The sequence below is a fragment of the Massilia sp. 9I genome (assembly GCF_902506415.1).
GTDB lineage: Bacteria > Pseudomonadota > Gammaproteobacteria > Burkholderiales > Burkholderiaceae_D > Telluria.
Map to the genome: position 1 here is coordinate 3988341 of NZ_LR733275.1, position 15928 is coordinate 4004268.

The window sequence follows — 15928 nt, forward strand, 5'->3', positions numbered from 1 at the left end:
AGGAGATACGGATCAGAACTTGTAGCGCAGGCCCGCCAAGAACTCGCGGCCGGTGACGTTGTTCACCACCACGCTGTTGCGTGCGCGGCTGATGAACTGGTCGTTCGGCTCGTTGGTCAGGTTGACGCCTTCCAGGGTGAACTCGAGCTTGTCGTTCCACTTGTACGAGATCGACACGTCCACGTTGAAGGTTTCGTTCTTGCCTTCGACGTCGTTGTTGTTCTGGCCCGGCACGCGGGTGATGAACGAGGAACGCTTGGCGCCCGAGACGCGTGCGCTGAACTTGCCGTCGTCGTAGTACACGGTGGCGTTCCACGACTTCGGCGACAGGTTCAGCAGGTCGTCGACGATGCGCTCGTTGCTGGTCGGCGAAACCGCGTACTCGATCTTCGAGCTGACCTTGGTGTAGTTCAGCAGGGTGCCGAAGTTCTTGCCCCAGCCCGGCAGGAAGGTGAACGGCTGCTGGTAGTTCAGCTCGAAGCCTTTCAGCTTGCCGCCATCGGTGTTGATCGGCGCGGTCACCTGGAACACCTCTTCGCCATTGAAGTTCGACGGCAGCAGCGACAGCGGCAGGCCGGTCTCGCGGAAGGGCACGTTGGTGCGCAGCGACTGGATGTAGGTGTCGATGTTCTTCTGGAACAGGCCCAGGCCCACGAAGGCGTTCTTGCCGAAGTAGTACTCGAAGCTCGAGTCGAAGGTCTTGGCGCGGAACGGCTTCAGGAGCGGGTTGCCGGTGGTGATGGTCAGGGTGCCGGTGGTGGCGATGGTGCCGCCCGGCGACAGGAAGCCCAGCTGCGGACGGGTCATCACCTTGGCTGCGCCGAAGCGGACAATGAAGTCGCGCGTCAGGTTGGCCGCGATGTTAAACGAGGGCAGGGTGTCCTTGTACTCGTGGTTGACCTTCACCGCGGTGCCGCCGCCGGCCGCCTGGTAACCGATCGCTTCCAGTTCGGTTTTCACGTAACGCGCGCCGAAGTTGCCGCGCACCGGGATGTTCCACAGGTCGTACTTGAACTCGCCCATCAGGTAGAAGCCGTCGTCGCGTTCGGTGACGGTGCGGTTGTTGCCGCGCGCGTTGCCGTTGGTGATCGAGGACAGGGTGAAGTCGCCGGGACCGCCGGCCGGACCGGCCTTGATGCAGTTGCAGTAGATGTCGTAGGCCGCGGCGATGGCGCTCAGGTTCGGGATCAGCCAGCCGCTCACGTTGCCCTGGCCGAAGCCGGTCAGGGTCGTGGTCAGGCCCGCGCTGCCGGAAGGCGGCGCGAAGATCGTGTCGTTCTGGTTCACGCGGCGGAATTCATACGTGTCCGACTCGTACTTCTTCTTGTTGACGCCACCCTTGAAAGTCAGGTTGTCGGTGGCTTCCCAGGCCAGGTCGAACTGGGCCACGTCGTTGACGTTGGTCGCGCCCTGCGGACGGATGCGGATCTCGCTGGTGGTGGTGTTGGCCACCGTGGTCGGCTGGGTGCCGCTGGTCACCTGCGGGACGCCGATGATGCCGAGCGGCCCGTTGGCCGCCATCGGATCGAAGGGGTAGCCGATGATCGCGGAGCGCGCGTCCTGGCGGAAGTCGAGCGTGTAGCCGTTGACGTTCAGCGCGTCGAGCGTGACCGTGGTCTGCACCGGGTTGCGGAACTTCGAGTTGGCGCGGCCGACCTTGGCGCTCATGCTCCAGCTGTCGTTGAACTTGTGCTCCAGGGTCAGGGTCGGCTGGGTGAAGGTGGTGGTCAGTTCGTCGAAACGCGATTCCGAGCGGATGTCGACGCCGTTGTACTTGCCGTACAGGAGGGCGCCGTTTGGTGCGTACTGGGCTTCCACCACGCTGATCTGCGGCTTGCCGCCCTGGGTCGCGCTGCGGCTGAAGGAGATCGCTTCCAGGAAGTCCTCCTGGCGCGTCGCATCCAGCTTCGAGTACAGCATGTCGAAGGTCAAGAGGGTGCCGCGTTGCGGGCGCCATTGCACCGATGCGGTCAGGCCGAGGCGGTCCTGGTCGTGGGTCAGGCGGCCGTAGCGCGGCAGGCGCGGGTGAAAGTTGGCCGGATTGCTGGCCAGGTTGTAGGCCTCGGTGGCCGCTGCCGATGCGGGCAGGCGCGGCACGCCCTGGGCCGCCGGGCCGCAGGTGGTGGCGGTCGAATTCGAGGGGTTGGCGGTCACACCCTGCGGCGCGCACCAGCCGCCCGAGGAGGGGCCGTTATCCCAGCGCACGGTGCTGAAACCGTCTTCCAACACGCGGCGTTTCGAGAACGCGCCCGAGATCAGCACGCCCAGGGTGCGGTCCATGAAGGTATTCGACAGCATGAAGGCGACGCGCGGGTCGACCTTCTCGGAACCGTCGTTGTACTTGGCCTTGGCCGCGATGGTGGCGTTGAAGCCTTTCAGGTCGAAGGGACGCAGGGTCTGCAGGTCGACGGTGGCGCCGAGCGAGCCTTCGTCGACGTCGGCCGAGGAGCTCTTGCGCACCGTGAGGGAGCTGAACAGCTCGGAAGCGAACACGTTGAAGTCGAAGCCACGGCCGCGGTTGGTGCCGCCCGAGCTGTCGGTGCCGCCGGTGGTGGCGAGGCCTTCGATGCCGTTGATGCGCACGCGGGTGAAGTCCTGGCCCAGGCCGCGCACCGTGATGTTGCGGCCCTCGCCGGCGTCGCGATCGATCACCACGCCCGGCACGCGCTGCAGCGATTCGGCCAGGTTCGTGTCCGGGAACTTGCCCATGTCTTCGGACTTGATGACGTCGACGATGCCGTTGTCCTGGCGCTTGGCGTTCAGCGCGCTTTCGAGCGAGGCGCGCAGGCCGGTCACCTGGACCGTCTGGATCGGTTGGGAAGCGTCGGTGCTCTGCGCGAATGCGGCGCCGATCGACAGCGTCGATACGGTAGCGGTGCCGAGCAGGCACAGGGTGAGTTGACGTAAGGCTGCACGTTGCGTGTGTTGTTTCATGCTGTCTCCATGCGTTTTATCCTGGCGTGCGCGTCTAGGCGCCCACCGCATCGGCGTATTTATCTGGTCAGGCCGGTTTCCGGATTTTATGACAACTTTTGGCGTTTTGGTCAGTCCAATTCAAATAAATACAGAAAGTGGTCCGACCTCACCCAAAGGGGATATTGCAAGGGGAGTGCGCGTGCTGTAGAGCGCATGAAAAAGCCGCGGGGCCCCGTGAAGAGCGCCGCGGCTTGCAGCCAGGGCTGGCTTACTGCTGGCGGGCGAGCGTCACGCGCACCGGATTGCCGGCGCGGGCAGCAACGTCCTGCGTGTACTTCTGCCACTGCGCGAGCGAGGTGATCTCGCCGGCGCGGCTCCAGGCGCCGCCGGCGTAGTAGCGCAGCGGTTTGCCGGAGCTGGCCTTGGCCAGGATCAGCTCATTGAGCTGGTCCTGGGTGAAGCCTTCCGCGCCTGGAACCACGACCGCGGTGCCGAAGGCGTCGTTGCTCTTCTGCTCGACCCATTGCAGCAGCACCGGACCTTCGCGCTTGACCGTGATCGACGGCTCCTGGTTCTTGTCGCTCGGGTTCTTGTTCAGGCCAAGCGCCACGGTAATCGGCTCGGCGCCTTCGTACTGGAAGGTGGAGTCGATGCGGTCCAGCTGCTGGCCGGCGTCCACGGTGAAGCGCTTGATCTCGCTGACCTGTTTTCCGGCGGCGTCCCAGGCGGCGTAATGCAGCTCGAAGATCGCGCGCACCGGGCCGTTGGCCAGTACCTTCCACGAGGCGTAGTTCACGCCGGTGTAGAGCTGCTTGCCGTCCCAGACGCCGGTGCCGCCGGCGCCGCGCGACTTGCCGACGTTGTACATGTCCATGCCCTCACCCTCGTCCTTGTGGTAATGGTCATGGCCCTTGTTGTACCAGCGGTCGACGATCGGATAGGGCACGCGCTTGAACCACAGGTCCAGGCCACTGGTGACCAGCACTTCCTTGTTCGCGCCGGCCGGCGACGGCGCTGCCAGCGCCGGGCCGTAGGTACGGTGGGCGATCTTGTCGTTCTCCCAGCCGAAGTCGTCGAGCCGCTCAGGCACGTAGCGGGCAAAGGCCTTGGTCGGGAACACCGGCGCCACGGTGTCGATCTTCTCGACCGTGAAGCTGGCGCTCTTTTCGCCCGGGGCGAAGCTGTGCTGGAACAGCAGTTCGCCGTAGGCGACGCCGACGCCCTTCGGGTCCTTGGACAGGGGCGCGACGTTGGTCACCTGGTAGGGCAGCACATTGCCCTTGCCATCCTTGACCGCGATCTTCTGGATCAGGGCGCCCGGCAGGGCGGCATTGACGTCGCTCCAGGGGATCGTGATCGTCTCGGAAGGACGGGCGATGGACAGGTCGTGCTGGACGGTGATGGCCAGCTTCTCTGCGGCCCAAGCGTTCAGCGATGCAGTCAGAGCTGCAGCTAAGATCAATCGTTTCATGTAAGTCGCCTCAGTGATGTTCGCGGTAGTCGGTCTTGCCGCCCTTGGGCATGAAGTGATACGTGCGGACCTTGTACTGTACCTCGAACGCCGGATTCTTGATCAGCTTGATGATCTCGGCGCCGGCCAGCAGCATCGGACCGTAGCCGTGCAGCGCGTGCACGCTGGTCGGGCGGTTGTAGTAATAGACCATGTCGCCGGCCAGGGTGGTGCCGACGCAGGTGCCCTCGACTTCACCCTTGGCGGTGATGCGGGTCGACAGGCCCGCCCAGCCGGCCTGCGCGATCGAGCCGTAGGTGGTCGGGCTGACCCAGCCCTGGTTCACGGCGTGCGCGATCACATAGGTGAAGATGGCGCTGGCAGAGGTCTCGAGATAGGAGTCGTTCCGGTCCAGCATCTGGTGCCACAGGCCGGTGCCCGACTGCAGTTCGGCGATGCCCTTGATCGAGGCGCGCAGCTGGTTCAGCACCTTCGGGTAACCCGGATGGTCCTTCGGCAGCACGTCGAGCAGGTCCGACATCGCCAGCACCGCCCAGCCGTTGGCGCGCGCCCAGTAGAAGCGCGGTGCGTCCGGGTGATTGGCGTGCCAGCCGTGGGTGTACAGGCCCAGGTCCTTGTTGAACATGCGGGTGGTCATGCCCATCACATTGTTGACCGCGTCGTCGAAGTACTTGCGCTCGCCCGTCAGGCGGCCCATCTCGGCCAGCGCCGGGATGCTCATGTACATGTCGTCGGCCCACAGCGAGACTTCCTGCGGACGCTTGCGCGCCATGGTGCCGTCCTCTAAACGGAACTGCTTGTTGACGACCCAGTCGCTGCAGGTGTCGATCATGGGCTTCAGGTCCGGGCCGACCTTGGCCAGGCGCGCGCGGATCAGGGCGGCGCACATCGAGCCGGAATCATCCAGCGAGCGCGGATCCAGGAAGCGCGAGAAGCTGTTGTTGCGCTCCAGTTTGAACTTCTGTTCCTGGGCGCGGAAGTAGGGGAGGGTCTGGTTGAAGAAGTTGAAGTGGCGCTGGGTCATCGCCGTGAAGCCCTGGTCGCCGGTGGCTTCCGCCGCTTTCAGGAGGCCCGAATGGACCACGCCCATTTCATAGACCTGGATGCCGTAGTCGCCGGCACTGGGTTCGAAGATCGCGTCGGCATTCGGCGTCTTGAGGTCGGTGATCTGGTCGCCGGTCTTCTTGCTGATGATCCGGGTCGGCGTCGCTTCGTCCATATAGGCGCGGATCGACTTCAGCTGGGCATTCACCTCGGCTGCTACCGGCATCTTGTAAGGCACCGGGTAGGTGCCTTCCGCCGCATCCTTGAGGTTCTTGTTGTCGGTATTGCGGTATTGGCCACCCTGGGCGAGGGCGGGACCGCAGGCGAGGGCGCAGCCCAAAAGGGTGGCAACGGTGGCTGCCAGCAAGGTCGTCTTCATGTGTCTCCAGTCGGCGTTGTGTGTTTACTACTACATGATCACTTTTTTGGTCAGGCCATTCTAATTTGGTCGGACCAAAACTACAAGGTGGACTAGCCACTGCTTGAATTTGTATGGCATACTGAAAAAGAACCTACCGACAAGGCACCACACCATGAGCACCCAAGTTCCGCGCACCATCCGCATGCAGGCCAGCGACAACGTCGCGATCGTCGTCAACGACGGCGGACTGCCTGCGGGGACCGTCTTTCCGGACGGTCTGACCCTGCTCGAAGGCGTCCCGCAGGGCCACAAGGTGAACCTGGTCGACCTCGCCGACGGTGACCCCGTGATCCGCTACGGCGTGACGATCGGCTATGCCAACGGCGCGATCCCGCGCGGCAGCTGGGTCTCGGAGCGCGTGCTGCGCATGCCCGCCGCGCGCTCGCTGGAAGACCTGCCGATCGGTACCCACGCAGTGCAGGCCGGCCCTCTGCTTGAAGGCTATACCTTCGAAGGTTACCGCAACAAGGACGGCTCGGTCGGCACCCGCAACATCATGGCGATCACCAGCACCGTGCAGTGCGTCTCGGGCGTGATCGACTATGCGGTCAAGCGCATCAAGGAAGAGCTGCTGCCGCGCTACCCGAACGTCGAAGACGTGGTGGCGCTGGAACACGTGTACGGCTGCGGCGTCGCGATCGACGCGCCGGGCGCCGACATCCCGATCAAGACCATCCGCAACCTCTCGCGCAACCCGAACTTCGGCGACAGCGTGATGGTGGTGAGCCTGGGCTGCGAGAAGCTGCCGCCGGCGCGCCTGTTCCCGGCCGGGGCGATCCCGATCGGTAACGGCGAGCCTTCGGTCGTGACCCTGCAGGACCAGCAGCACGTCGGCTTCATGTCGATGATCGACAACCTGATGCAGACCGCCGAAAGGCATCTGCAGGAACTGAACGCGCGCCAGCGCGTCACCTGCCCGGCCTCCGACCTGGTGGTCGGCGTGCAGTGCGGCGGCAGCGACGCCTTCTCGGGCGTGACCGCCAATCCGGCGGTCGGCTTCGCCACCGACCTGATCGTGCGTGCCGGCGGCGCCGTGATGTTCTCCGAGATTACCGAAGTGCGCGACGGTATCGACCAGCTGACCGCGCGCGCCGCGACGCCGGAAGTGGCGGCGGCGATGGTGCGCGAGATGCAGTGGTACGACGATTACCTGGTGCGCGGCGGCGTCGACCGCAGCGCCAACACCACGCCCGGCAACAAGAAGGGCGGCCTGTCGAACATCGTGGAAAAGGCCATGGGTTCGATCGTCAAGTCGGGCACCACGGCGATTACCGGCGTGCTGTCGCCGGGCGAGAAGCTGCAGCAGAAAGGCCTGATCTACGCCGCCACCCCGGCCAGCGATTTCATCTGCGGCACCCTGCAGATGGCCGCCGGGATGAACGTGCACATCTTCACCACCGGCCGCGGCACCCCCTACGGCCTGGCCGCGGTCCCGGTCATCAAGGTTGCTACCCGCACCGAACTGGCGAACCGCTGGCACGACCTGATGGACGTGAATGCCGGGCGCATCGCCAGCGGAGAGGCTACTATTGAGGATGTGGGCTGGGAGCTGTTCCGCCTGATCCTCGACGTGGCCAGCGGGCGCAAGACCTGGGCCGAACACTGGAAACTGCATAATGCGCTGGCGCTGTTCAATCCTGCGCCGGTGACCTGACGAATTAGGAGTGTTGTAATGACCGAAGCCGGTAGTAAAGCTGTACCTCAGGGCAAACCCTTCAAACGCATCCTGCTGACCGGCGCCGCCGGCGGCCTCGGCAAGGTGCTGCGTGACCGTATCAAGCCCTGGGCCGAGGTCGTGCGCCTGTCCGACGTGGCCGACATGGGCGAAGCGCGCGAGGGCGAGGAAATCGTCCAGTGCGACCTGGCCGACAAGGAAGCCGTCCTGAAACTGTTGGAAGGCGTGGACGCGGTGCTGCACTTCGGCGGCATCTCGACCGAGAAGCCGTTCGAGCCGATCATGCAGGCCAACATCCTCGGCGTGGCCAACCTGTACGAGGCGCTGCACAAAGCCGGCACCAAGCGCGTGATCTTCGCCAGCTCGAACCATGCCATCGGCTACCACCACGTCAACACGGTGCTGGATGCGAACTCGCCGACCCGCCCGGACAGCTACTACGGCCTGTCGAAGGTCTTCGGCGAGCAGATCGCGCGCTACTACTACGACCGCTTCGGCATCGAGACCGTCTGCATTCGCATCGGTTCGAGCTTCCCGGAGCCGGCCAACAAGCGCATGATGAGCACCTATTTCTCGTACGACGACCTGACCGAGATGCTGCGCTGTTCGCTGTTCGCCCCACGCGTCGGCCACACCATCGTCTACGGCGTGTCGGACAACGACAGCGTCTGGTGGGACAACCGCCTGGCCTCGCACCTGGGCTACAAGCCGAAGGACAGCTCGTCCAAGTTCGCGCACCTGTTCCCGGACTCCGCCGAGTTCCCGGACAAGGACGACGTCACCACGACCTACCAGGGCGGCAAGTTCCTGCTCGACGGCCCGCAATACTGAGCACATGCCGGTGCTGGAACGTCTTACCCTGCGTAACGAGCGCCTGCTGGCGGAAATCGTTCCACAGATCGGAGGCGGACTGGCACGGCTCGACTGGCTGGGCAGCGGCGACGCTCAGCCCCAGCAGCTCCTGCGCGGCCTGCCGCCTGAGTTCGACGGCACGCCGCTTCCCGGCCAACTGGCCTGCTTCCCCCTGCTGCCCTGGTCGAACCGGATGGCGCCTTCGGGCTTTGCCTTCGAGGGCGTGCGCCACGTGCCGCACCCGAACCGCGCGGGCGAGCCTTGCCCGATCCACGGCGACGCCTGGCAGCAGCCCTGGCGCGTGGCGGCCCATTACGACACCTCGCTGATCCTGAGCCTGGACCGCTGGGACGCCGAACCCTTCTCCTACACCGCGGAACTGCACTACACCCTGAGCGGCGATGCGCTGGTGGTGGAAATCAGCGTGCGCAACGCCGGCCGCAGCGCGCTGCCCTTCGGGATCGGCCTGCATCCGTGGATGCCGGATCCAGACGGCGCGCGCCTGGAAGCCCGCGCCAACAGCGTGTGGATGGCCGGCCCGGACAAGCTCCCGCTCATGCGCCAGGACATTCCCGCCCACTGGAGCTTCGACAATCCCGCAGCCCTGCCGCAGGACGGGGTCGACAACGTATTCGAGGGCTGGCATGGGGCCGCCCGTATCGCCTGGCCGGCACGCGGCCTGGCCCTGGAAGTGCAGGCCGACATGGACTACTTCATTCTCTACGCACCGCCCGGACGCGACTTCTTCTGCTTCGAGCCGGTGGATCACCCGATCAATGCGCACAACCTGCCGGGGCACCCGGGACTGACGGTGCTGGCGCCTGGCGCCACCTTGCGCCGCCGCTGCGTGTTCCGCGGAGCCGCGCTGTGATGCGCCTTGCGGCAGGCCTGCTGCTGGCGCTGGCGGCAAGCGCAGCGAGCGCACAGGCGCCGTACAATGCCGAGACCACCTACCGCAAGCTGGTGCGCGACTACCCTTATATCCGCATCGCCAGCGTTGAGGCGCCGGCCCCGGTCCAGGTGCGCAAGAACCTGGTCTACGCGCAGCGCGGCGAGCTGGCGCTGGGACTCGACCTCTATTTGCCGGGACCGGCCGGCAAGCCGGCGCCGCTGGTCGTACTGGTTCACGGCGGCGGCTGGGCCAGCGGGGAGCGCGCCAACATGGCGCCGCTGGCGGCACGGCTCGCGGCGCGCGGCATTGCCGCCGCCACCGTCAGCTACCGCCTGTCCGGTCAGGCGCGCTATCCGGCCGCGATCGATGACGTCAAGGAAGCGGTGCGTTGGCTGCGCAAGGGCGCGGGCGGCTTCAATGTCGATCCGGACCGCGTCGCCATCGCGGGCGGTTCCGCCGGCGGCCAGATCGCCTCGCTGGTCGGCATGCTCGAGCCGAAGGCGATCCGCGCCGTGGTCAGCATCGACGGCCTGTCCGACTTCACTTCCGAGGAAGCGCGCAAGTACGAGGACGACCCGGCCAAGAAACCGTCGGCTGCCGGCGCCTGGTTCGGCGGCCGCTATAGCGAGAAGGAAGCGCTGTGGCGCGATGCTTCTCCGATCACCCATGCCGGCAAGGATAGTCCGCCGGTGCTGTTCATCGTCAGCGGCGTGCCGCGCTTCTCGGTGGGCAAGGAAGCGATGGCCGCGAAGTTGGCCGAGCACGGCGTCTATAGCGATACTGTGGCGCTGCCGGGCACCCCGCACTCGTTCTGGTTGTTCGACCCCTGGGTGTCGCCGACCGTGGATGCCATGACGGCCTTCTTCGATCGCGTGCTCGGACCGGTAGCGCCGCGCGCCGCATGGTCGCCCGACCTCGGCGATGGCCGCTACCGCAACCCGATCCTGCACGCCGACTATTCCGACCCGGACGCGATCCGCGTCGGCGACACCTACTACATCGTGTCGTCGAGCTTCGCCAACGCGCCGGGCCTGCCGCTGCTCGTCTCGAAAGACATGGTCAACTGGGAGCTGAAGGGCAATGCGTTGCCGCAGCTGGTCCCCGGCGCGCAGTTCCAGTCCCCGCAGCACGGAAAGGGCGTGTGGGCGCCCTGTCTGCGCTACCACGCCGGCAAGTTCTGGATTTTCTATCCCGACCCAGACCAGGGCGTGTACGTCACCACCGCCACCAGTTTTGAGGGACCGTGGAGCGCGCCGCACCTGCTGCTGGCGGGGAAGGGCATCATCGATCCGGCGCCGCTGTGGGACGACGATGGCAAGGCTTACCTGATCCACGCCTGGGCCAAGAGCCGCGCCGGCTTCAACAACGTGCTCACCCTGCGCAGGATGGACCCGAGTGGCCGCAGCCTGCTCGACAGCGAAGGCAAGGTGGTCATCGACGGCGACAAGCTGCCCGGCTACCGCACGCTGGAAGGCCCGAAGCTCTACAAGAAGAACGGCTGGTACTACGTGTTCGCTCCGGCGGGCGGCGTCGAGCAGGGCTGGCAGTCGGTATTCCGCTCGCGCAGCATCGACGGACCCTATGAGGCGCGCATCGTGATGAACCAGGGATCGACCCCGGTCAACGGCCCGCACCAGGGCGCCTGGGTCACGACGCCGCAGGGCGCCGACTGGTTCTTCCACTTCCAGGACCGCCGCGCCTATGGCCGCGTGGTGCACCTGCAGCCGATGCGCTGGGAAGACGGCTGGCCGCTGATCGGCGAGCCCTCCAGCACGCCCGGCATCGGCCAGCCGGTGCTCGAATACGCCAAGCCGGTAGCCGGCAGCTTCCCGCAGCGCGTGCCGGCCACGAGCGACGAATTCGATGGCAAGGCCTTGGGCCCGCAATGGCAATGGGCGGCCAATCCGGCGCGCGGCTGGTATGCGCTCGATGCGCGTCCGGGCCAGCTGCGTCTGTTCGCGCAGCCCGATGCGCCGGTACGCAGCCTGGCGTCGGTGCTGACCCAGAAATTCCCGGCGCCCGTGTTCGGCGTCACGGCCAAGGTCGAGCTGCACGCGCAGCGCGACGGCGACCAGGTGGGCCTGGGCAGCATGGGCCTGGCCAGCAAGTGGTTCGGCCTGCGCCGCGTCGACGGCAAGGCGCGCGTGGTGATGGTCAGCTGCGCGCAGGACGGCAAGTGTACCGAGGAGCTGGGCGAGGCGCTGCCCGGCTTCGCGGCGCACCTGCGCATGCACGTCACGGCCGGCGCCTACGTCGCGTTCTCGTACAGCGTGGACGGCGTGCGCTACACCCAGCTCGGGCTGCCGTTCGAGGCCAGTATGGGGCGCTGGGTCGGCGCACAAATCGGCCTGTTCGCAACCGGCGCTGCCGGCGCCTACGCCGATATCGACCACGTACGCATCACCCCTTGAGCTTCCGGCGGCAATCTCTGTCAGCAATGATAGTATTGCCGCACCTCGTTTCCGACGACTGGAGCTACCAGCATGGTCATCAATCCGCAGCACACCTACGTGCATCTTGCAGATGACGGCAAGGCGCAAGAGGTTTCAGGCGACAGCTTCTGGCAATTGCCGCCCGAAGAGTTCGAGCGTTTCGGCAAGGGCTGGCTGGTGTCCGAATTCGCGTTCACCGAGGATTGGCCGACCTGGGAGATGCATCCGGAAGGGGATGAGATCGTCTACCTGCTGTCCGGCTCCGTCGAACTGCTGCTCGATCGGGGCGGCGAGATTCAGACGATTGCGATGGAGGGCAGCGGCGCCGTCGTGGTGCCACGCGGCGTGTGGCATACCGCCAAGCTGCGTCTACCCTCCCGCATGCTGCATGTGACGCGTGGTGAAGGCACGCAGAACCGGCCGGCCTAAGCGAGCGCGAAGTGGCATTGCAGCGCGCCGGCGACCACGCGGTAGGCGGCAGGCGTCACCAGGTGGACGTCGACCGGGCCCCGGTCCATGAACGCTGACATCGGCGCGCTTCCATCGGCCATCGTGACGAGAAAGGTCTTCGACAGTTCGGGCGCGTCCCGGAACGCCCTCGCCACTGCATAGGTCTCCCTGCCGTCGTCGCCGAGATCGATCAGTGCCGCATCGGGCCGGAACGCCTTGGCCGCCCGCAGCGCCGTCGACGCGCAAGGCGCTGCCTGGACGACGTGGCCGTGTGCGCTCAACAGCGCGGCGAGATTGTCCGCCACTTCCGGACGGCGATCGACCACAAGGATACGCAGCGGGCAAGCTGCCCTGTCCATCACATCCCTCCCAGCACCGTGGTCGCGATCCAGGCATAGGCCGGGATGCCGACCAGGATATTCAGCGGGAAGGTAATACCGAGCGACATACTGAAGTACACGGACGGATTCGCTTCCGGAATCGAGTACCGCAGCACCGCCGGGACCGCGATATAGGAGGCGCTGCCCGCCAGGACCATCAGCAAGGTGGCATTCCCGGCCGAGAAACCAAACAGCATCGACAGGCCCAGCGCCAGGCTCGCATGGACCACCGGCGCGCAGGCCGCGTAGGCCAGCAGCCAGGCCGACTGGCCGCGCAGCTTGCCGAGGTTACGGGCGGTGAGCAGGCCCATGTCGAGCAGGAAGAAGGCGAGCATGCCCTTGAACAGGTCGATGGAGAAGGGCGCCATGGCGGCCTTGCCCGCTTCGCCCGTCAGCAGGCCTACCGCCATCGCGCCGAGCAGCAGGAGCTGGGTGCCGTCGGTGAAGGACTCGTGCAGGATCTTGCCGAGGCCGACAGGCGGGCCTCCCGCATTCCCCAGTTGCGCCGTACCGTTTGCCGAAGCGAGGACGCTGGCGCCGGCCGCCTGGCGCCGCAGCGTGTTGGCCAGCACCACCGCGATCACGATCGCCGGCGACTCCATCAGGGCCATCGCCGCCGCCATGTGGCCGCCGTAGGCAATGCCGTGGGTGTCCAGGTATTGGGAAGCGGTGATGAAGGTGACCGCGCTGACCGAGCCGTAGGTGGCCGCCACCGCGGCGGCGTCGAAAGCGGGCACGCGGCGCTTGAGTAGCTGGTAAGCAAGCATGGGAATCAGGACGGCCAGCAGGATGGCGCAGGCAAGGCTGGCCGCGATCTCCGTCGTCAAGCCCGACTTTGCCAGGGCAAAGCCGCCTTTCAGGCCAAGCGCCATCAGGAGGTAGAGGGACAGGAAGCGCGAGATCGGCTGGGGAATCTCGAGATTGGACTTGATGCAGCCGGCGAGGATGCCGAACGCGAAAAACAGGATGGCGGGGTCAAGGAAGTTGTGCATGATCTCGTCTTTACTGAAAGGTCCTGCATCCTAAGCGTTTTCAATGATCGAGAAAAATCGATTATTATGATGGCTACTATAGAGAAAAATCTATGAACGCGACCTTCCGCCAGCTGCGTCTTTTCCTGTCCTTTGCCGAACACCTCAGCGTAACGGCGGCGGCCCGTGCCTGCCATGTCACGCAACCGACGGCCTCCATGCAGCTGCGGGAGTTGGCCGACGGCGTCGGCATGCCCCTGTACGAACAGGTGGGCAAGCGGCTGTACCTCACCGCGGCCGGCGAAGCGCTTGCGCGCACCGCGCGCGCCATGCTGGACGAATGGACCGCGTTCGAGCAGCACATCGATGCGGTCAAGGGCGTGACACGGGGACGCCTGCGGGTATCCGTGGTGAGCACCGCAAAATACTTCGTACCGCGCCTGCTCGGCAGCTTCTGCGCCGCCTTCCCGGAAGTGGACATTGCGCTGGAGGTGCTGAACCGGGACGGCGTCGTCAGGCGCCTGCGCGACAACCTGGACGACCTGTACATCATGTCGATGCCGCCCGAGGACATGGAGCTGGAACGCCATGCCTTCCTGGCCAACCCGCTCGACGTGATCGCAGCCGCCTCGCATCCGCTTGCCGGCCGCCGGCAGATTCCCCTGGACGAACTGGCTTCGATGCGTTTCATCCTGCGCGAGAAAGGCTCGGGCACACGGCTCGCCTGCGATCGCCACTTCAAGGCCTTGAAATTCCGGCCGGACGTGCGCATGGAATTGGGCAGCAACGAGGCGATCAAGCAGGCGGTTGCCGCCAGCCTCGGGCTGGCGGTGATTTCACGTCATGCGCTGGGCGAGCGGAGCGACGCCGAACAGATCGCGGTGCTCGATGTCGACGGCTTCCCGGTCCAGTCGAACTGGTCGACTCTGTACCGCAAAGGGAAGAAGCTGTCTCCCGTCGCGGTGGCCTTCCTGGACCATATCGAGCAGTTCAACCGGCAGTGAGGCTCAGCTGCCGCCGGAACGCACGCGATACCACACCAGCCCGATCAGTTCGTAAATCGCATACCAGGAGCGGCGCATGCCCTCCGCGCTGGGCACCCAGGCATGGATGCTGCGCGCCTGCCCGCTGAAGAAAATGGTCGGCGCATCGACCACCTCCAGCCCGGCCCGTTCGAACGCGGCGTGAGAACGGGCCATGTGCATCGCATCGGTCACGAGCAGCACGCGCCGCACGCCGCCCGCCTTGAGCAGCGCCGCGCTGAACGCCGCGTTCTCCGCCGTATCGCGCGACTTGTCTTCGACCCACTGGACCGGCACCCCGAAATCCTCGCGCAGCGCCACGGCCATCGCAGCGCCCAGCGAGTAGGGAGGCTCGTCACGCGAAGGCGTACCGCCGGTGCCGCCGCTGACCAGGATCGGCAAGCCGGTGCGGCGCTGCAGGTGCGCCGCGTAGCGCAGGCGCGCCAGCGCCGTGTAATCGGGGATGTCGCGGCCGCCGTATTCCGGCGCATCACGCATTCGTCCTGCGGCTAGCACCACGATCGCCTGGGCGCCTGCGCCTTCGGGCGCGCGCAGCGGGCTGGTCATCCGTTCCACCGGTGTGACGAACAGGTCCGCCACTGCGGTGGTCGACAGCAGGGCCAGCAGCGCCAATCCAGTGCCGGCGACGATGCGTCCGGCGCGCGGCCAGCGGCGCCAGACCAGCAGGCCGATCAGGATCAGCAGGAACAGGTTGGCGGGCGGCAGGATCAGGCTGCGCGGTATGGCGTTGATCAGGTCAAGCACGGGGTGGTATTCCTCGGTCAGTCGTCAATTGGCAACATTGTAGTCATACCTTGCATGGTTGATACGCGTCAACTCCATTTAGAATACAAGTCCCCCTTCGCCAAATGAAAAGGCAGCCATGACGCAGTCGCACATGATTTTGCTCGCAGCCTCGCCACTCATCATGTGGCGCGTGTACAAGCGCATCCAGCGCCTGACCGTGCGCCAGAAGTCGCGCCTGTGGCGCCACTGGTTCGGGGTGACTTTCCTGCCCGTCGCGCTGCTGGCGATGGCCTTCATGCTGATGGCGAAGCCGCCCGTCCTGGCCTGCCTGCTGGCCGGCGCCGCAGTGGGTGGCGCGCTCGGTGTCGCGGCCATTCGCCGTACCGGATTCGAACGCGTCGGCAGCGACTATTTCTATACGCCCTTCGCCCCGATCGGGATGGTGGTCGCGATGATCTTCATCGCCCGCGTGCTGTACCGCGTCTTCGAGATGTTCACGCTGGGCCCGCAGCAGACGCCGGCGTTCGGCAGCAGCCCGCTGACCATGGGGATCATGGGCGTGGTCGCGGCCTACTACCTGGCTTACGCCGCGGGCCTGCTGCGCTGGCGCCGCGCCGAAGCCCGCGCCCAGGACGGGCGCTAGGCGTCGGCAAGC

13 protein-coding genes are annotated in these 15928 nt (G+C 65.9%); 7 read left to right on the forward strand and 6 right to left on the reverse strand.

Translation table 11 applies throughout. The features are described from left to right. Positions 1–12 precede the first annotated feature (12 nt). From GV068_RS17865 to GV068_RS17875, 3 genes are all read right to left on the reverse strand, one after another. Positions 13–2934 carry a TonB-dependent receptor gene (locus tag GV068_RS17865; protein WP_159700761.1) on the reverse strand — a complete coding sequence of 974 codons (2922 nt, stop codon included), beginning with the start codon at positions 2932–2934 and terminating at the stop codon, positions 13–15. Positions 2935–3184: 250 nt separating this feature from the next. Then, a complete protein-coding gene (locus tag GV068_RS17870) occupies positions 3185–4387 on the reverse strand; it encodes a DUF4861 family protein (RefSeq protein ID WP_159700764.1) in 1203 nt (400 codons plus the stop codon). A 10-nt stretch (positions 4388–4397) separates the two neighbouring features. Continuing rightward, entirely contained in the window at positions 4398–5810 is a 1413-nt protein-coding gene (locus GV068_RS17875; RefSeq protein ID WP_159700768.1) for a glycoside hydrolase family 105 protein, read from the reverse strand. A gap of 154 nt (positions 5811–5964) precedes the next feature. On the opposite strand from GV068_RS17875, the gene garD reads away from it, so the two are divergent. From garD to GV068_RS17900, 5 genes are all read left to right on the forward strand, one after another. Then, positions 5965–7506, forward strand: coding sequence for a galactarate dehydratase (garD, locus tag GV068_RS17880; protein ID WP_159700771.1), 1542 nt, complete (start codon positions 5965–5967; stop codon positions 7504–7506). An 18-nt stretch (positions 7507–7524) separates the two neighbouring features. Then, complete coding sequence (locus tag GV068_RS17885; protein WP_159700774.1) at positions 7525–8358, forward strand: NAD(P)-dependent oxidoreductase; 834 nt, start codon at positions 7525–7527, stop codon at positions 8356–8358. Positions 8359–8368: 10 nt separating this feature from the next. After that, complete coding sequence (locus GV068_RS17890) at positions 8369–9250, forward strand: aldose 1-epimerase (RefSeq protein ID WP_159700777.1); 882 nt, start codon at positions 8369–8371, stop codon at positions 9248–9250. After that, complete coding sequence (locus GV068_RS25260; protein WP_159700780.1) at positions 9250–11682, forward strand: family 43 glycosylhydrolase; 2433 nt, start codon at positions 9250–9252, stop codon at positions 11680–11682. The genes GV068_RS17890 and GV068_RS25260 overlap by 1 nt, the downstream gene beginning before the upstream one ends. Positions 11683–11754: 72 nt before the next feature. Beyond that, complete coding sequence (locus GV068_RS17900) at positions 11755–12132, forward strand: cupin (RefSeq protein ID WP_159700783.1); 378 nt, start codon at positions 11755–11757, stop codon at positions 12130–12132. Here GV068_RS17900 and GV068_RS17905 read toward each other — a convergent pair. Continuing rightward, positions 12129–12512, reverse strand: coding sequence for a hypothetical protein (locus GV068_RS17905; protein ID WP_159700786.1), 384 nt, complete (start codon positions 12510–12512; stop codon positions 12129–12131). The genes GV068_RS17900 and GV068_RS17905 overlap by 4 nt on opposite strands. Continuing rightward, positions 12512–13525: a sodium-dependent bicarbonate transport family permease gene (locus tag GV068_RS17910; RefSeq protein ID WP_159700789.1), complete on the reverse strand. Its 1014-nt coding sequence runs from the start codon at positions 13523–13525 to the stop codon at positions 12512–12514. The genes GV068_RS17905 and GV068_RS17910 overlap by 1 nt, the downstream gene beginning before the upstream one ends. A 92-nt stretch (positions 13526–13617) precedes the next feature. Here GV068_RS17910 and GV068_RS17915 point away from each other — a divergent pair, with 92 nt between their 5' ends. After that, a complete protein-coding gene (locus GV068_RS17915) occupies positions 13618–14508 on the forward strand; it encodes a LysR family transcriptional regulator (protein ID WP_159700792.1) in 891 nt (296 codons plus the stop codon). Positions 14509–14511: 3 nt separating this feature from the next. Here the strand turns inward: GV068_RS17915 and GV068_RS17920 are convergent, their stop codons facing one another. Beyond that, a complete protein-coding gene (locus tag GV068_RS17920) occupies positions 14512–15291 on the reverse strand; it encodes a YdcF family protein (RefSeq protein ID WP_159700795.1) in 780 nt (259 codons plus the stop codon). A 133-nt stretch (positions 15292–15424) separates the two neighbouring features. Between GV068_RS17920 and GV068_RS17925 the strand changes: the two genes are divergently transcribed. Further along, positions 15425–15916 (forward strand): hypothetical protein, encoded by a 492-nt coding sequence (locus tag GV068_RS17925; protein WP_159700798.1) that lies wholly within the window; start codon positions 15425–15427, stop codon positions 15914–15916. Positions 15917–15928 lie beyond the last annotated feature (12 nt).

What these genes read in the sequence shown, in the direction of transcription:
- GV068_RS17865 (WP_159700761.1), bottom strand. Translation starts at nt 2,934, where the DNA reads ATGAAACAACACACGCAACGTGCAGCCTTACGTCAACTCACCCTGTGC.
- GV068_RS17870 (WP_159700764.1), bottom strand. Translation starts at nt 4,387, where the DNA reads ATGAAACGATTGATCTTAGCTGCAGCTCTGACTGCATCGCTGAACGCT.
- GV068_RS17875 (WP_159700768.1), bottom strand. Translation starts at nt 5,810, where the DNA reads ATGAAGACGACCTTGCTGGCAGCCACCGTTGCCACCCTTTTGGGCTGC.
- garD (WP_159700771.1), top strand. Translation starts at nt 5,965, where the DNA reads ATGAGCACCCAAGTTCCGCGCACCATCCGCATGCAGGCCAGCGACAAC.
- GV068_RS17885 (WP_159700774.1), top strand. Translation starts at nt 7,525, where the DNA reads ATGACCGAAGCCGGTAGTAAAGCTGTACCTCAGGGCAAACCCTTCAAA.
- GV068_RS25260 (WP_159700780.1), top strand. Translation starts at nt 9,250, where the DNA reads ATGCGCCTTGCGGCAGGCCTGCTGCTGGCGCTGGCGGCAAGCGCAGCG.
- GV068_RS17900 (WP_159700783.1), top strand. Translation starts at nt 11,755, where the DNA reads ATGGTCATCAATCCGCAGCACACCTACGTGCATCTTGCAGATGACGGC.
- GV068_RS17905 (WP_159700786.1), bottom strand. Translation starts at nt 12,512, where the DNA reads ATGGACAGGGCAGCTTGCCCGCTGCGTATCCTTGTGGTCGATCGCCGT.
- GV068_RS17910 (WP_159700789.1), bottom strand. Translation starts at nt 13,525, where the DNA reads ATGCACAACTTCCTTGACCCCGCCATCCTGTTTTTCGCGTTCGGCATC.
- GV068_RS17915 (WP_159700792.1), top strand. Translation starts at nt 13,618, where the DNA reads ATGAACGCGACCTTCCGCCAGCTGCGTCTTTTCCTGTCCTTTGCCGAA.
- GV068_RS17925 (WP_159700798.1), top strand. Translation starts at nt 15,425, where the DNA reads ATGATTTTGCTCGCAGCCTCGCCACTCATCATGTGGCGCGTGTACAAG.